Below are 12,604 nucleotides of genomic sequence, written 5' to 3' on the forward strand. Positions count from 1 at the left end.
CTCAGGCTACTTTCTGATCCTTGGCGGCAAGGGTCTGGTAAAAATCGGTGGCGGCGGCGAGCGGGATGCGGACGACGAAGCGCGATCCCAGCCCCTCGCGGGATTCCACTTCGAGGCGGCCGCGCATCGCACGTACCAGTTCGCGCGCTTCGAACGCGCCGATGCCGAAGCCGCCGCTCTTGGTGGAGACGAATGGCTTGAACAGGCGGTTGCGCACGAATTCGGCAGACATGCCGCAACCGGAATCGAGCACTTCGAACCGGGCATTGAGCCCGTCCGTCGCGAGCGACAAAAACACCGGACTGTCAGGCTCGCTGGCATCGAGCGCGTTCTGAATGAGGTGGACGAGCACCTGATCGAGCGAATGGCGGTTCGCTGTCACCATGGTCTCCAGCGTTTCCGCCAGCACGACTTGCGGATTGTCGCGGAATCGCTCGATCACGCCCCGTGCGACATCACCTGCGGGAACCGGTTCCAGCTTGTCCACCGCGCCGTTTCCATAGCGCGAAAGGCGGGCCAGCAAGGCGTTGAGCTTGTCCGACGAATTGCGCAACGTCACCAGCATGTCGGCGCGGAACGCGGGCTTGTCGGCATGGAGTTCGGCGTTACGGGCCAGCAGGCTGAACTGGCTGGCGAGATTCTTGATATCGTGCATCACGAAAGCGATGCGGCGGTGGAAATCCTCGAACCGGCTCGATTCCGCCAGCGCTTCCTGACTGGAATTCTCCGCAAGGTAGCTCGCAAGCTGCTGGCCAATCACGCGCAGCAGGTCGAAATCCTCCCAGTCCAGCTTGCGCGTCAGTTGCGGACGCGCAAGCACGACCATGCCGACGAGCCGCTCATAATGCACCAGCGGCACCAGCGCCCAGGCGCGCGGCTCGGCCAGCAGCCATGCCGGGACTTCGACTTCGTATCCGCCAGCCATGACGCCGGTGCGCTGCTCATCAAGGTCAGCGATGAAGGCGTGCCTCTCGAACGGCGCCAGCGCACGCAGCGGGTAGGCCACGGCGGGAACGTCGATGTCACGCCAGTTCCAGCGCGCGGCAATGGTGAGGTCGCCCTGATCACCCGGGGTCAGCAGCAGGCCCGCCGCACTGGCGGTGACATCTGCGACCGACTGGACCACGCGCTCACCCAAGGGCAGCGCCTGTTCGCCGCCGTTGCCGATGGTGCGCGTGAACCGCAGCCATTCCTCGCGGTAGTCATATCGGTGCTGGAAGAAGTGCTTGGCCAGCGTCACTTTCAGCCAGCCCCGCACCCGCCGCGACGGTAGCACGACAAGCGCAAAAGCGCTGGCCAGCGTCAGGAAGGCCAACTCGATCAGGCGCGCGAAATCGCCTCCTGCATAAGCCAGCCACTGCGCCACGGCGACCATGGCGACGAGGTAGACGCCGATCACCAGCAATGAAAACGTCTGGAACGTCACCGCGCGCGAGGGGCGCAGGCGCAATTCGTCACGGTTGCGCGCCGCGCCGATGGCGAGGCATGCCGCCAACGCCATCGCCGAGAGACCCCGCAGGGCCGCGATCTCGACCGGCCATGTGCTGCCCAGATAAGCGATCGTGTAAAGGTTGAGGTCGAAGGCCCAAAGCACCGCCAGCCCCGCTGCCGGCCAGCGCAGCGCCCCGCGCGCCTCACGCGGCGCACCCGCGTAGAGGTTGTGGACCAGCACCAGCCCGCCCACGGCCACCAGCAGACGAAGCATCACCGTGAAGTCGAATGCCACCTGCACAACGTGCCGCTCGAAAGCGGGGCGCGAAAGGCCAAGGTCTACCCCCAGATGCAGCACTTCAACGAAGACCAACGCGTAGATTACCGGACGGATCGGCGCGAGGCTGGCGTGGCGCCCGTCGCTGGCGAACAGCGCGTATACGGCCATCAACCAGCCCAGATTGCGCGCGCTCTCTGCCAGAGAGACTGTCAGCATGTTCGCGGTCGCCACTGCGGCCACTGCCCATGTCGCCGTCAGCAACAGCGCGGCGACGATCGGCGTGCCGGCCTTGGCGAAGCGCCCGCGCTGCGGCCAGAGCCAGAACGCCAGGCTCGCCACGGCAACCGCTCCGGAGAGGTTGAGCGCGGCGCCGACGCTCGACCACAATATGGCGGTCTGTTGCCCGATAATCATCGTGCCCCCTCGCTCCACAGCACCACTCGCAACGTCTGAAGAATGATCAGAAAATCGAGGAATGGCGTGTAGTTCTTCGCGTAATAGAGATCGAATTCGAGCTTGTGGCGGGAATCCTCGATCGAGGCGCCATAAGGGTAATTGATCTGCGCCCAGCCAGTGATCCCCGGCTTCACCATGTGCCGCTCAGCGTAATAGGGCAGTTGTTCTTCTAGATCGGCCACGAATTCGGGCCGCTCCGGACGCGGGCCCACAAAGCTCATCTCGCCCTTGAGTACGCTCCAGGCCTGCGGCAGTTCGTCGATCCGCACCTTGCGGATGAAGCGGCCGACGCGGGTCACGCGCGGGTCGTCCTTCTGCGCCCACTTTGCGCCCGCGATCTCGGCATCGGTGCGCATCGAGCGCAGCTTCACCACGTCGAAAGCCTCACCGAACAGCCCCACGCGCGATTGCCGGTAGAACGCCGGGCCCCGGCTGTCGATCTTCACGATCAGCGCGAACAGGACGATGACGGGCGCAGCTAGAACCAGCAGCAGAGCGCTCGCGCAGATGTCGAACACGCGCTTGGCGGCGCTGGAAAGCATCCGGCCCGAGGAAAAGCCGTCGGAGAAGATCAGCCAGCTGGGATTGACCGTATCGAGATCGACGCGGCCGGTTTCACGCTCAAGGAAGCTGGAGAACTCGTTGACGTGCACGCCGGTGGTCTTGATCCGCAACAGATCCTTGAGCGGCAGGGAATTGCGCCGTTCCTCCAGCGCGAGGACCACTTCGCTGACGCCAAGGTTGCCCACGAAGCGAGTGAGATCGTGGATCGCGCCGCGCGCTATCGCTTCCTCGACCACCGGCTTGGCCTCGCTCATGCCGATGTAGCCGACGATGGCAAAGCCGCTCTCCGGCCGTTCGGCCAGATCGCGCAGACGCTGCGCCCGATTTCCGGCGCCGAGCACCAGCACGCGGCGACGGAACGCGGATGTGCCAAGGAAACCGCTCAACACCAGCCGGTTGGCCATCAGCAGCAGGATCGCGAACGCCATCGAATAGGCCAGCGTCGAGCGCCAGAAGTGCTGTCCGGCAACAAGAAAATCGACGAAGGAAAGCGCGATGACGCCCAGCGATACCGCCACCAGCAGGCGGGCGGCCGCAAAGCGCATGGAGCGCAAGGCATCGCCGCCGTAGACCCCGACCGCGACCATGGCGAGCACGATGACCGCCGCAAAGGCGCCGTGGACCCCGAGCCGACCGGCAAGATCGCCCGCCTCCATTCCGATCTGCTCCGCGCGCAGCCGCCACGAGATTTCGTTGGCCAGCGCCAGCAGCACCACGTCGACAAGCCAGAGCAGCACGACCGCGTGGGGAATGTAATGTTTGAACAGGCGAATCATAGTCGCGGGGGCGCCATTTGCCGGGCCGGATGCGGCCTTGCACCGATCCTAAGGAAAATGGGTAAACTGTCGGTAAATCTGACAATCGCCATTGCCGCAGGACGCACCGATTTCAGCCGAATGCGTCCTTTGCCCGGCATCGATGTCGGGCGGATTTACAGCCCGGTAGATGCGGTATCTTAAGAGATCAGGTGCGCGGCATCAGCCTCATCGCAGTAAGCGTGATCGCCTCGCTGCCGGAGGAAATGACCTTGTCCGCCACCGGGGCCCAGAACGGGCTGTGAAGCGAGGGCAGCGGGGCGCCGCCGGACTTGGCAGCCGCCAGCTTGGCCGGATCGACCCCGCCCACCCAGAAGATCACCGACTGGATATGGTTCTCGTCCGCGCGGCGGAATTCGCCGAAATCCTCACCGCCCATGACCGACGGCGTGACGATCACATTGGCATCGCCCATCTTTCCCTTGAGATCGGCGACGGCTGTCTGGGTGAATTCCGGCGAGTTCCATGTTGCGCGCGTATGCGGTTCTTTGACGGTGATGACCGGCATGAGATTGTCCGGCAGGCCGGAGGCGATGGCCTCGCCGCGCGCAATGCGCCGGATCCCGTCGAGCAGGCGCTCGCGCGTCTCGTCCGAATAGCTGCGCACGGTCAGTTGAAGCTTGGCATCGTCGGAAATGACATTGTGCTTGGCGCCAGCGTGGAACGAGCCCACCGTCACCACCACCGGATCGAGCGGATTGGTCTCGCGGCTGGCGAGCGTTTGCAGCTTCATGACGATGCTGCTGGCCAGAACGATCGGGTCCTTGGTGGTCTGCGGGTAGGCGCCATGGCCGCCGATGCCCTTCACGTCCATGTCGACGCTGTCGACATTGGCGAGCGCCCAGCCCACCGCCGCGCCTACCTGTCCCGCGGGCAGATCCGCCGAATCGTGGAAGGCCAGCGTGAAATCGGGCTTGGGGAAGCGGGTATAGAGCCCGTCCTTGAGCATCGCGAGCGCGCCCTCGCCCGTCTCCTCGGCAGGCTGGCCGATCATCACCAGTGTCCCCGCCCACTCGGACTTGTGCGCCGCCATGAGGCGCGCGGTCTCGATCCACGCGGTCATGTGGGTGTCGTGCCCGCAAGCGTGCATCACGCCGCTCTCGACCCCGGCGGTGGACGTGCCGCGCTGCTTTGAGGCGAACGGCAGCCCGGTCTGCTCGACTACCGGCAGCGCATCCATGTCGGCGCGGATCAGCACGGTCGGGCCCTCGCCGTTCTTGAGGACGGCAACGACGCCGGTTCCGCCCACTTTCTCGGTGACGGTAAAGCCTGCATCCCTTGCCGCCTTGGCAAGGATGGCAGCGCTGCGCAATTCCTGCGTGCTCAGTTCGGGATGAGCGTGAAGATCGCGATAGATCGTCATCAAACCCGGCAAGTCGCGGCTGATCGTGGCTGAAAGCTCGTCCTGCGGCGCAGCGGCCAGCGCCGGCGAGGAAAAGCCGAAAACGGCTGCGGAAACAGTGACGAGCAGGGTTGCGCTGGCTTTCATGAAGCGCAGCCTATGTCGTGCCGGGCAGTCCGACAAGCCGCCCTCTTCACGACTTTCCCCAATCCACTCCAGTACTTCACGGGCCCAGCAGGCCATGCTCCTCAAGCGGCCGGGTCACGAAGTCCGGCATATGCAGTTCGCGCACCAGTTGCCGCCGATCCCGCGCGACTTTGGGATAGTCCTTCGCGGCCTGATCGAGCACTTTGCCCGCCGCCTGCACTTGCCCGTCCAGCGCATAGGCCGACGCCAGCAGATAGCGCGGAATGAGCCCGCGATCCTCGGCATTGAGGCGTGCATAGTGCACGGCCTGCGCGCCGTCCTCGCGGAAAAGGGCATCGATCACCAGCCCGGACCAGTACCATGCCGGATGGCCGGGATTGAGCTGGATCGCCTTCTGCGCCAGCGCGGGGGCAATGTCATGCTCCCCCAGCACACCGAGCAGCCGGCTCGCGTCGGCCAGGATCTCGGAATTGTTCGGGCTGATTTCCAGCGCCTTGCCGATCGCCTCGCGCGCGGCGTCGAAGTCGCCGTTGTGGAAGCGGGCAATCGCCAGGAACTGGTATGCCTGCGCATTGGTCGCATTCGCCGCCACCGCCCTTGACGCGGCATCGAGTGCGGCCTGCGAACTGCCGGTACCCTCGGCAACGGCCTGATAGGTGTGAACCCACGAGAGCAGCGCCCAGCCGTTCGAATAGTTCGGATTGGCGGCAACCGCGCGCTCAAGGCACTCCTTCACCGGGCCGAGCGTGCCGGGCTGCTTGCTGCGCATGAACTCGAACGCGCGCAATTCGCAGAAATAGTGCTCCATCGAGACATCGCGGTGGTTTTCGAGATCCTGTCGCATCGTCTCGTGGATCACGCCGTAGGGCTGCCCGAGCCGGGAGGCGACGCCCAGCGCGATCTCGGACTGAAGTTGGAGCAGATGCTTGGGATCGTAGGAGAGCAAGTCACTGTTCTGCGACCAGACCACCACCCCGCCGGGTATCCGCACAAGGCTGGAGTTCACGCGGAACTTGTCTCCCGCCGCCACGACGGAGCCCTGAAGCACGAAACTGCTGCCGCGCGGCGCCGCTTTCGCCCGCCGCTCGACCGCCGGCGAGACCCCGTTCTCGTCCAGGCCAATCACCGCGAGATTGGGTAGCTGGGAGAGATAATTGACGAGATCGTACTGAATACCATCGCGCACTTGCGTGATTTCGGGCGAGGCCCCGCTGAGGGCGAACGGGACAACGAAGACTGTCGGCCCCTGCGGCATTTCTCCGGCACGGGCGATCGCGGTATCGCGCTCGTCCCCCGGCCAATATACGATCAGCAGCGCGGATACGAGCGCCAGCACTGCCAGCAGCACCCAGGCGCGGCGGCGCAAGTTCAGCGCGCTCGCCGAATGGATCATGTCTTCACGGCGAGGCTCGATGGGGGGCGTATCCATCGCGGGCGGGGCATGGGCCTCCGGCTCAGCCGGTCCATTCCTGTCAGCCGCATCGGTGAGCGCTGTCTCCGTACCGGGCGGTACCTCATTCGTTGGCGGAATTGGAGCCGCCGTCACCAGCGCCGGTTCCGGCGCATACGTGCGAACCGGCGCATCCTCCAGCGTTGGCACGTAGGAGCCGCGCTGGATAACGATGCGGACGGGATCGTCCTGCCCCTCCCCCGCATAGTGTTCGACCAGCGCCTTGCGCAGCCGCGTCATCTGCACGCGCACGATCGAATCCGACGAGGCATCGAAATCCTCGTCCCGCCCGAAGACATCGAGCGCAATGGCATAGCCTTTCAGCCTGTCCGCATGACCAGCGACAGTCTGTGTGACAAGATGGGTGAGAAGTTCCGCAAGCCGCGGCGAGGATCGGAAAGTAGCGGATCCGACAACGCGCGAAAGCGCGTCCTGGAATTCGGCATGACTACGTTCCATGTCATTCCCTTCGCGGACAAAATAGTCCGGATAGAGAGACTTGGCAAACGTACTTGCCGCCCGTTGCATGCAGCCGGGCGCGGTACGGCGCGGTTCAGGGCAATCCGCGCCGGTCCACTCCCCCCGGAGTAGACCGGCGCAGCGGGGCGGAGTGAACTCCTGCCCGTTTTGCGACCCGAAGCAGCCACGGCCGTCCTCGGGGGACGGGCGTGGCCGGACTTGCGGGAAATGCGGGAATCCGATCGGCGGCAGTAGGGGAAACCGCACGCGCCCGGCCCAACTCGGCACTCGTGAAACGGGCCGGATTCCAGCAGTTCTCGATACGAATGCAGTTTGCGAACCGGAGGAAGACAGCCTGAGCCGGCAAGTCCGCAATACGGAAGGCATCGACGTATCGAGCGACGAAACGGCTAATGACCCAAATCGGCCGGGGCCGTCAGTGTTTAACCGTTAAACTGCGCGGGATTTGGGATTATCAGTGCTGAAACATCAGCATTTTACCAAGGAAGGGCGGCCGATACGGCAGGCCCTATTCCCGGTGATCATTCTCGGCCGGATCATCATCCATCCGGCGAATCGCGTGTGGTGCCCCTGGCCCGACTCGAACGGGCACGCCTTGCGACAAACGATTTTGAGTCGTTCGCGTCTACCATTCCGCCACAGGGGCACGCTTGCACGCCGGCCATTCATACGATGATGAACGGCCCTGACGCCGACGCCTTAGCCGCGCCGGCGCCCATGCTCAAGTCACTTGAGCGCAGTTACCAATATCTTGTGGAGACGCGAGTGCAAAACGTCGTTGCCGGCAAGGATCTCGGTGTCGCAGATCGACGGCGAACGGCCCTTCCAGTCCGAAACGAAGCCGCCGGCCTCACGCACGAGAAGGCAGCCCGCGGCCGTGTCCCACGGCTTGAGATCGGCTTCCCAGAAGCCTTCGTAACGACCCGAGGCAACCCACGCGAGGTCGAGCGCGGCCGAACCGAAGCGGCGGATGCCCGCAACCTGCGGGGCAAGCCCGTGATAGATTCGCGTCCACTGCCCGGCATCGCCATGGCCCGCGAACGGAATGCCGGTGGCGATCACGCTCTCGTCGAGGTGACGGCGCGAGGATACGCGCAGGCGGCGATCCTGAAGCCAGGCGCCGCGTGCCTTCTCGGCCCAGTAGCTCTCGTCAGTGACGGGCTGATAGATCAGTCCGGCAGTGACTTCGCCCCAGCCCTTGCCGTCAAGGCGCGGCTCCTGCACCGCGATCGAAATCGCGAAGTGCGGAATGCCGTGAAGGAAGTTGGTCGTGCCGTCGAGCGGATCGACGATGAAGCGCGGCTTGGTGGGATCGCCCTCGATCTCGCCCGCTTCCTCGAACAGGAATCCCCAGTCGGGGCGCGCGGCGCGCAGTTCGTCCCAGATCGTCCGCTCGGCAGCCTGATCGGCCTTGGAGACGAAGTCCGCCGGGCCCTTGCGCGAGACCTGGAGGTGCTCGATTTCGCCGAAGTCGCGACGGAGCCGGTTGCCCGCCTTGCGGGCCGCCTTTTCCATCACGCGCATGAGACCGGAAATGGCCGCCATAATACCTTAGTCCTTCGATGGCCGGATGTTACCGGCCGGTTATCCATATGCAAGTCGGCCGCGCCGACCCGATCATCGGCCCTGAACGGGCTTTCCGGGCGCGGGCTGGCCCGGTGCAGCTTGGCCGGGTGCCGCCTGCGCGCTGTGATTGCAGATCGCCACCATGGCGCTCAGCATTTCATCAGGCTTGTCGCGGTGCACCTTCTCGGGATTGTCGGCGATGACCTTGTCCATCGCCGTACTGATCCGCGAGAGCGAATTGTTGTAGAGGCAGCCGACCAGCACGCCCTTGACCGGTTCATCAACCTTGTCGGACTGGAGCCCGGAGATCAGCACCTTGAGGTAGAGCAGCGCGTGCTGCACCTCAGGCGGCGGTGCCGCAGGCTGCGGGGCCGGCTTGGCTGCGGACGCGGCGGCCGGCTTCGCGGCAGGCTTGGCCGCAGCCGCCAGCACCGGTGAGGCGCCGAAGGCCAGAGAACCGGCGAGCAGCGCGGAAACGACCGCCCGGCGCATCAGTCGGCCTTCCTGACGTAGGCCTTCTCGTACACGTCGACGACGATGCGCGTACCGCTTTCGATGTGCGGCGGCACCATCACGCGCACCCCGTTGTCGAGCACGGCGGGCTTGTAGCTGGACGAAGCGGTCTGGCCCTTCACCACGGCGTCGGCTTCGACGATGGTAGCTTCAACCTGTTCGGGGAGCTGGACCGAGATCGGACGCTCTTCCCACAGTTCGAGAAGAACCTGCATGCCGTCCTGAAGGAACGACGCGGCATCGCCGAGCAGGTCGGCCGGGAGCTGGATCTGCTCGTAGGTTTCGATGTCCATGAACACCAGCTGGTCACCCTCGACATAAAGGAACTGGAAGTCCTTGGTGTCGAGACGCACCTTTTCGACGGTGTCGGCGCTGCGGAAGCGCACGTTCGTCTTGCGGCCGTCGATGAGGTTCTTCATCTCGACCTGCATGAAGGCGCCGCCCTTGCCCGGCTGGGTGTGCTGCGTCTTGGCAACTTTCCAGATGCCCTTTTCGTATTCGAGGATATTGCCGGGACGAATGTCGACGCCGCTGATCTTCATGGAGTAAACCTTAAGATGGGAAAGAGCCGGTGTACGGAAAGCATGGGCCCTTAGCCGAGGACACTGACTGTGGCAATTGCTTCGCGCCAATGCTAGCGCATTGGTCATGAATCGCGCCTTATTCGCCCCTGCTCGAGCGCTTGCGCCCGCATTGCTGCTTGCGCCCGTCCTGCTGATGACCATGGCCGCGCCGGTGGCGGCGCGCAACTCGGCACCGCCGATCCCCGGCGGCCCCTTGGGAACATTGGCGCTGGGCCGCTACAACTGCGAGAAGGACGGCGATGCCGGTGGTCCGGTGGGAATCCCGGTGCCGACGCTCAATTTCCAGGTGGTCATCTATTCCAGCTACAAAGGCGTCGACGGCGTGCGCGGCAGTTATCTGTTAACTGGCGACGACGTGGTGATGACCGGCGGCGGACTCAGGGGCATGCGCCTGCACCGCATTTCGCCCGGCTTCCTGCGCGTGGTCGGTGCGGACGGCGCCGATACCGAAACGCGCTGCGTGCTGAGTTCGCGCAGGCCGCAGTTCCATGGCGATTCCGGTTCGAGTTCCGATTCCGACAGCGACGGTTGATCTCTCCGCTTAATGGCAGCACCTAAAGGTCCCCGCGGCTGATCGCTCCGGCGGTTTGCCCTGACTTCCGATCCACTCTAGCCACCGGCAATACGAATTGCGGGGAGCAGGACAATGGACCTCGGATTGGCCGGAAAGCTGGCGATCGTCACCGGGGCGACCGCCAATATCGGCCGCGCCATAGCGCTCGAACTGGCACGCGAAGGGGCACGGACCGTACTTGTCGGCCGCGATGCGGAGGCCGGCGCACGACTGGCCGAGGAATGCCGGCTGGCCGGAGCGCCTGAGGCGCTTTTCGTTGCCGCCGACCTCACCGACCCGGGCACTCCGGCCCGCGTGCTGGACGCTGCCGAGACACTTGGCCCGGTCGATGTGCTGGTCAACAACGTGGGCGGCAATGTCGCGCAGGGCTTCTTTGCCGATTCCGATCCCGCCACCTGGATGGCCGATATCGACCTCAATTTCGGCACGGTGCTGCGCATGACCCATGCCGTGCTGCCGGGCATGATCGTGCGCAAGGCGGGCGCCATCGTCAATGTCGGCTCCACTGCGGCGCTTGTCGGCGACTACCAGCTTGCGGTCTATTCGGCCGCCAAGGGCGCGGTGCACAGCTTCACCGTGGTCCTGGCCAAGGAACTGGGCCAGCACGGTATCCGCGTGAACGCCATCGCACCCTACGCCACGATCTCCCGCGATCCCGCCGCATTCAGCAAAGGCAGCCGCTTCCATCCCGAATCCGGCATGTTCAGCCGCGGAACCGCCAGCGTGTCCGAGGAGGACCGCGCAATCCGCCAGCGCCGCACGTTCGTCGGGCGGCCTTTTGCGCTGCCCGAGGAAATGGCGGGCATGGTCGCTTTCCTTGCGGGCGAGCGGGCCAGCTTCATCACCGGGCAAGTCTATCCGGTGGATGGCGGGGCGCTGCTCTAAAACGCGAAATCCGGGAAGGGTAAGACATGGCCATCGACGAAAAGGCACTCCGCGAACTGCTCGACAAGGACGCGATCCGCGATCTGGTGCTGCTCTATTCGCGCGCGATCGACCGGCAGGACATTGCGCTGCTGCGCGATCTCTACACCGAGGATGCCACCGACTCGCATGGCGACAGCTTCGATGGTCCGGCGGAAGACTACTGCCGTTTCATCGAGGGGTCGTTCCCCTACATGCCCTATTCGGGCCACCATGTGTGCAACCATATGATCGCCGTGGATGCCGGGGGCGATACGGCGTGCGGCGAAGTCTACGCGCTGGCGTGGCACCTCATTCCGGCGCGCGACGGCTCGCAGGAAGAGGACTTCATGGCGGTGCGCTACATCGATAATTACCGCCGCTGTGCCGACGGCAAATGGCGCTTCTCGAAGCGCGTGGTGACCTACGACTTCAAGCTGCGCCGCCCCTTCGACGGCGGCGGATTGCTCGGCCAGGGCGCAGCGGACCCGAGCTATGCCCTGTGCGACCATCCGCTCTTCGCGCGGGGCGCGCGGACCTGAGAAAACAGCCCTCGCCGCCTACCCTCGGCAGCACGATGATCGTCTGCCGAGGTGGCTTGCAGCAGGCTCAGGCCGAAGGCGCATAGCCTCCGTTAAGCGGATAAGTCTGCCCCGTGATCCATTCCGCCGCGTTCGAGCAGAGGAAGCTCACCAGCGCGGCCACATCGCTCGACTTGCCGTAGCGGCGGATCGTGTAGCGCGACAGCATCGCCTTGGCATGATCGCTCGCCGTCACTTCGGCCAGTTGCTCCTCGCTCATGTCCGGCATCAGCGCGGAGAGCGAGACCGAATTGCAGGTCACGTTATAGCGCCCCAGTTCCTTGGCGATCGAGCGCATGAAGCCCTGCGCGCCGGCCTTGGCCGAGGCATAGACGGCCATCTTGGCCTCACCCACGCGGCCCGAATCCGAAACGATGGTGACGATCCGCCCGCGTTTCGCCTCGACCATGTTGGGGATCAGCGCATAGCTGCAATTGTAGACCCCGTAGAGATTGGTGCCGAGATAGCGCTGCCAGTGCGCCGGGTCTTCCTCCCAGAAGTTCTGCGTCGGCCGAATTGAGGCCGTGGGGCCCGCCATGCCGGCATTGTTGACGAGCACGGTCGCCGCACCCAGTTCGCGGGTGATCGCCGTGTTGGCCGCCCTTGCCGCTTCCAGGTCGGTAACGTCGAACGGCACCGCCAGTGCCGGCACGCCCAGCGCGCGCACTTCGGCTGCCACGGCCTCCGCCCGCTCGGCAACGTAGTCGTTCACGGCGATGCCGCCCGCATTGTGCCGGGCCAGTTCCAGAGCGGTCGCCCGCCCCGCATTCTGTCCGGCGCCGGTGACCAGTGCCACTTGTCCGCCCAGATCGATCAGATCGCTTCCCTGCATTCTGTCCTCATCCATTGATTTCTTCTGTCACGGTCAAGTTTCGCACGGCCTTGCGTGCCTCGCGACGGCCTGAGACCCGATATCGC

12 protein-coding genes and 1 tRNA gene are annotated in these 12,604 nt (G+C 64.8%); 4 read left to right on the forward strand and 9 right to left on the reverse strand.

From position 1 onward, the window contains the following. Position 1: 1 nt before the first annotated feature. Positions 2 to 2,125, reverse strand: coding sequence for an XrtA/PEP-CTERM system histidine kinase PrsK (gene prsK, locus EDF56_RS04700; RefSeq protein ID WP_132385523.1), 2,124 nt, complete (start codon positions 2,123 to 2,125; stop codon positions 2 to 4). Continuing rightward, positions 2,122 to 3,507 carry a TIGR03013 family XrtA/PEP-CTERM system glycosyltransferase gene (locus EDF56_RS04705; protein ID WP_132385524.1) on the reverse strand — a complete coding sequence of 462 codons (1,386 nt, stop codon included), beginning with the start codon at positions 3,505 to 3,507 and terminating at the stop codon, positions 2,122 to 2,124. Before EDF56_RS04705 ends, prsK begins: the two co-directional genes overlap by 4 nt. A 57-nt stretch (positions 3,508 to 3,564) precedes the next feature. On the opposite strand from EDF56_RS04705, the gene EDF56_RS26575 reads away from it, so the two are divergent. Further along, a complete protein-coding gene (locus EDF56_RS26575; protein ID WP_279389696.1) occupies positions 3,565 to 3,690 on the forward strand; it encodes a hypothetical protein in 126 nt (41 codons plus the stop codon). Positions 3,691 to 3,694: 4 nt separating this feature from the next. On the opposite strand, the gene EDF56_RS04710 is transcribed toward EDF56_RS26575, so the two are convergent. The 6 genes from EDF56_RS04710 to efp all read right to left on the reverse strand — a co-directional run bounded on the left by EDF56_RS04710 (position 3,695) and on the right by efp (position 9,586). Further along, positions 3,695 to 5,035 (reverse strand): amidohydrolase, encoded by a 1,341-nt coding sequence (locus tag EDF56_RS04710; RefSeq protein ID WP_132385525.1) that lies wholly within the window; start codon positions 5,033 to 5,035, stop codon positions 3,695 to 3,697. A gap of 76 nt (positions 5,036 to 5,111) precedes the next feature. Beyond that, positions 5,112 to 7,013: a tetratricopeptide repeat protein gene (locus tag EDF56_RS04715; protein ID WP_165912072.1), complete on the reverse strand. Its 1,902-nt coding sequence runs from the start codon at positions 7,011 to 7,013 to the stop codon at positions 5,112 to 5,114. 514 nt (positions 7,014 to 7,527) lie between these two features. After that, a tRNA-Leu gene (locus EDF56_RS04720) sits at positions 7,528 to 7,611 on the reverse strand. A gap of 80 nt (positions 7,612 to 7,691) precedes the next feature. Continuing rightward, entirely contained in the window at positions 7,692 to 8,510 is an 819-nt protein-coding gene (locus tag EDF56_RS04725) for an inositol monophosphatase family protein (protein ID WP_132385527.1), read from the reverse strand. Between the two features lie 72 nt (positions 8,511 to 8,582). Continuing rightward, positions 8,583 to 9,023 (reverse strand): hypothetical protein, encoded by a 441-nt coding sequence (locus EDF56_RS04730; RefSeq protein ID WP_132385528.1) that lies wholly within the window; start codon positions 9,021 to 9,023, stop codon positions 8,583 to 8,585. Beyond that, complete coding sequence (gene efp, locus EDF56_RS04735; RefSeq protein WP_132385529.1) at positions 9,023 to 9,586, reverse strand: elongation factor P; 564 nt, start codon at positions 9,584 to 9,586, stop codon at positions 9,023 to 9,025. The genes EDF56_RS04730 and efp overlap by 1 nt, the downstream gene beginning before the upstream one ends. Positions 9,587 to 9,737: 151 nt before the next feature. Between efp and EDF56_RS04740 the strand changes: the two genes are divergently transcribed. The 3 genes from EDF56_RS04740 (at position 9,738) to EDF56_RS04750 (ending at position 11,647) form a co-directional block, all read left to right on the forward strand. Then, positions 9,738 to 10,160, forward strand: a complete 423-nt coding sequence (locus EDF56_RS04740) for a hypothetical protein (RefSeq protein WP_243652381.1) — start codon at positions 9,738 to 9,740, stop codon at positions 10,158 to 10,160. Between the two features lie 114 nt (positions 10,161 to 10,274). Continuing rightward, complete coding sequence (locus tag EDF56_RS04745) at positions 10,275 to 11,087, forward strand: SDR family NAD(P)-dependent oxidoreductase (RefSeq protein ID WP_132385530.1); 813 nt, start codon at positions 10,275 to 10,277, stop codon at positions 11,085 to 11,087. A 26-nt stretch (positions 11,088 to 11,113) separates the two neighbouring features. Further along, positions 11,114 to 11,647, forward strand: a complete 534-nt coding sequence (locus tag EDF56_RS04750) for a nuclear transport factor 2 family protein (RefSeq protein WP_132385531.1) — start codon at positions 11,114 to 11,116, stop codon at positions 11,645 to 11,647. 67 nt (positions 11,648 to 11,714) lie between these two features. Here the strand turns inward: EDF56_RS04750 and EDF56_RS04755 are convergent, their stop codons facing one another. Then, positions 11,715 to 12,518: an SDR family NAD(P)-dependent oxidoreductase gene (locus EDF56_RS04755; protein WP_132385795.1), complete on the reverse strand. Its 804-nt coding sequence runs from the start codon at positions 12,516 to 12,518 to the stop codon at positions 11,715 to 11,717. Positions 12,519 to 12,604: the final 86 nt, after the last annotated feature.

This window comes from Novosphingobium sp. PhB165 (genome assembly GCF_004341845.1).
GTDB lineage: Bacteria > Pseudomonadota > Alphaproteobacteria > Sphingomonadales > Sphingomonadaceae > Novosphingobium.

Excerpts from the sequence above, each read along its gene's own strand:
- prsK (WP_132385523.1), bottom strand. The coding sequence starts at position 2,125 with ATGATTATCGGGCAACAGACCGCCATATTGTGGTCGAGCGTCGGCGCC.
- EDF56_RS04705 (WP_132385524.1), bottom strand. The coding sequence starts at position 3,507 with ATGATTCGCCTGTTCAAACATTACATTCCCCACGCGGTCGTGCTGCTC.
- EDF56_RS26575 (WP_279389696.1), top strand. The coding sequence starts at position 3,565 with ATGGGTAAACTGTCGGTAAATCTGACAATCGCCATTGCCGCAGGACGC.
- EDF56_RS04710 (WP_132385525.1), bottom strand. The coding sequence starts at position 5,035 with ATGAAAGCCAGCGCAACCCTGCTCGTCACTGTTTCCGCAGCCGTTTTC.
- EDF56_RS04715 (WP_165912072.1), bottom strand. The coding sequence starts at position 7,013 with ATGCAACGGGCGGCAAGTACGTTTGCCAAGTCTCTCTATCCGGACTAT.
- EDF56_RS04725 (WP_132385527.1), bottom strand. The coding sequence starts at position 8,510 with ATGGCGGCCATTTCCGGTCTCATGCGCGTGATGGAAAAGGCGGCCCGC.
- EDF56_RS04730 (WP_132385528.1), bottom strand. The coding sequence starts at position 9,023 with ATGCGCCGGGCGGTCGTTTCCGCGCTGCTCGCCGGTTCTCTGGCCTTC.
- efp (WP_132385529.1), bottom strand. The coding sequence starts at position 9,586 with ATGAAGATCAGCGGCGTCGACATTCGTCCCGGCAATATCCTCGAATAC.
- EDF56_RS04745 (WP_132385530.1), top strand. The coding sequence starts at position 10,275 with ATGGACCTCGGATTGGCCGGAAAGCTGGCGATCGTCACCGGGGCGACC.
- EDF56_RS04750 (WP_132385531.1), top strand. The coding sequence starts at position 11,114 with ATGGCCATCGACGAAAAGGCACTCCGCGAACTGCTCGACAAGGACGCG.
- EDF56_RS04755 (WP_132385795.1), bottom strand. The coding sequence starts at position 12,518 with ATGCAGGGAAGCGATCTGATCGATCTGGGCGGACAAGTGGCACTGGTC.